Raw genomic sequence first — 2027 nt, forward strand, 5'->3', positions numbered from 1 at the left:
CCCATTCAGATATCCTTCTACAATATTTAATTTTTCTTCTGATGTATATTTCCGATACATAAAATACCCCCAAGTAGATTTTGGTTATTTACCTTGTCTACTTAAGGGGTATCATATCAAACCTGTGAGACGGTTTCCGGCTCCGCATTTTTACATCTGCTCAACCTCGTTTTTCAGCATACGCTTGATCTTGTCGCTCATGGTTTCCTTGCAGGTTTCACTGAAATGCACTCGGACAACATAGGTCGTTTTCCCAATCTTCTTTACCAGCGCGGGCGCGTCCTTTTGCCCTGCGCCGGTCTGGGGCGCTGCTGTCATTTCTGGGGTGTTTTTCTCGTTGCTCATAGGGGCATATACTCCTTTCCCGGACAGCCCGCCGGTGGCGGCGGGGAAATTGTCCAATCTGTCAGTTTACGGTTTCATTTCGGGGATACAATCCCCTTTGCTGCCGCTTTGGTAGCCTCGGCGTTTTCCTCCCGGAAGTTCTTCCCGGCAAAGAGAATCGGGGCGCACCGTTCCAGTATGCGGTCATAGATGCGCGCATGAGCCAGATCGGGCGGGTTCTTGATCGCGTCCAGATCGTCAAGGATTAGCAGGTCATACATTCCCAGACTGGCGATAAATTCCACCCTGTCCTCGGAAAACATACCGGTCAGCCGGTTCAGGATAGAGGGGAAGTTTGTTATCAGCACCGGAATGTCCCGGTCAAGCAGGGCGTTGGCGATACAACCAGCGAAAAAGGATTTTCCTGTCCCCACATCCCCGAACAGGAGAAGCCCAGTATTATCCCGGTATGCCTGTTTCCAGTTGTCCACATAGGCGCGTGCTTTCTTCATCAGCGGATTCTGCCCGTTGTCATTGGCAAAGGTATAGTCATACAGATACCGGTCTTGAAGCCCCTGCGCCCGTCTCCGCTTAATGCTCTCCATGCGGTTCCGCTGTTCCTCGGCCTCCTTGCGCCGCCGTTCCGCCTCCGCCTGACAGGGGCAGACACAGCGGGGCATGAAGTAACCGGATTTCCCGAAGCAGGGAACAACGGTCTGGCGGTTCCCACCGTAGTGTTTACAGTGGATAAGCCCGTCAGCCGGGTCTATGTATTCGCCCTCCGCCAGCGCCAGGTCTGCGGCGGCGCGGTCAATAATGGCTCTGATTTCTGCGGTGATCTCAATCATACGGTTTCTCCCTCCTGTACGCTGTAATCCCAGTTCCGGCCTTGAGGCGCAGCTTTCTTTTTGTCCTCGGCACCCAGCGCCGGATTGTGGCGGCATGGTTTTTATAAGTTTTTCCAGTAGACGCCATGTATTCCGACAGCCGTTCCACATAGCTTTTCCAAAGATCGGGAATCTCCGCTTGGAGTTCGGACAATTCCTTTTCCGTCAGGAATACATTCCGGTAACGTCCATAGGCGCGGGCGGTCTGTCCCTGGTACTATGTCAAGAAAAAGTTCACGTTTAACTTGTACTTTTTCTTGACATAGTACCACGCCGGCTTCTTCGTCCACAAGCCAGTGTTCCCGTTTCTCGTCCCACAGGTAACCGTAAATGACAGTGCCGGTCAGGTGCTTTCCGCTCATACCTTTTGCCTTGAACACGGATTTGATTTTCTTGCTGGTATCACGGGCATAATACTTGTTAGTTCATTTCGCATAAAGCATGACAGCGTTAGACCTCAATATAACCCACGAAGTTGTAGTAGATGTGAATGTCCCGTTCTTCGTGATCGTCCACGGTGTAGCGGTCACCGATGACGATCTTCTCAATCAGGCGCACCAGTGTCGGGCGATCCAGTTCTTCCAACTGGGCGTAGTCCTGCATCATATCCAGCCATGCGTCCGCAGACTTTTCATTCTCACGGCTGACGGCAAGCTGCTCGGTCAGTTCCCTGCGGCGATTCTGCTTTTCTCTGCGCTCTGCCTCGTACTGATTGAGCAGTTGAATACAGACGCTTTCCGGCACACGCCCCAGCACCTTGTCCTCATAGGCAGACATGATCAGCTTGTCCAGTTCCGGCAACCGCTTGGAGATCGC

3 protein-coding genes and 2 pseudogenes are annotated in these 2027 nt (G+C 52.4%); all 5 read right to left on the bottom strand.

The genetic code is table 11. The annotated features are described in order from the left end of the window. Positions 1-150: 150 nt before the first annotated feature. Positions 151-318, bottom strand: a complete 168-nt coding sequence (locus H8730_RS17205) for a transposon-encoded TnpW family protein (RefSeq protein ID WP_430385404.1) — start codon at positions 316-318, stop codon at positions 151-153. Positions 319-419: 101 nt separating this feature from the next. Continuing rightward, positions 420-1172, bottom strand: coding sequence for an AAA family ATPase (locus H8730_RS17210; protein ID WP_249290280.1), 753 nt, complete (start codon positions 1170-1172; stop codon positions 420-422). Then, positions 1169-1425 (bottom strand): annotated as a pseudogene (locus H8730_RS17215) (phage replisome organizer N-terminal domain-containing protein); the annotation flags it as partial. The pseudogene H8730_RS17215 and the gene H8730_RS17210, both read right to left, overlap by 4 nt. A gap of 49 nt (positions 1426-1474) precedes the next feature. After that, positions 1475-1633, bottom strand: a pseudogene (locus tag H8730_RS18165) (recombinase family protein); the annotation flags it as partial. 28 nt (positions 1634-1661) lie between these two features. Continuing rightward, on the bottom strand, positions 1662-2027 hold a 366-nt coding region (locus tag H8730_RS17220), incomplete at its 5' end, for a DUF4368 domain-containing protein (protein WP_249290281.1).

The sequence above is a fragment of the Bianquea renquensis genome (assembly GCF_014384895.1).
In the GTDB taxonomy this organism is placed as follows: Bacteria; Bacillota; Clostridia; order Lachnospirales; family Bianqueaceae; genus Bianquea; species Bianquea renquensis.